Source organism: Serratia sp. HNCC26DJ244, from assembly GCF_057180565.1.
This window is the reverse complement of record NZ_JBXUGO010000175.1, coordinates 1-201: the sequence shown is the minus strand read 5'-3', so window position 1 is coordinate 201 and position 201 is coordinate 1. Positions and strand designations below refer to the sequence as shown.

1 protein-coding gene is annotated in these 201 nt (G+C 53.2%); it reads left to right on the top strand.

The genetic code is table 11. From position 1 onward, the window contains the following. On the top strand, positions 1 to 201 hold a 201-nt coding region (locus tag AC2A06_RS19150; protein WP_484381344.1), incomplete at both ends, for a hypothetical protein.

Sequence of the window (201 nt, the reverse complement as noted above, 5' to 3'; positions counted from 1 at the left end):
GTCTGTTTGATTTGGTGGGCAACAGCACGCTGAGTGTGTCGCAGAATGCCAACCTGGGTGATGGCAGTGTCAGTATCGCTGATGGCAGTACCCTTAACTTTAACGCCTTTGAAGGCGGTGCCTTGACCTCGCTGGATAATGTTATCGATGGCGCAGGGGACTGGGTGCTGAACAGCAGCAATATCGACCTGACGGGGAATA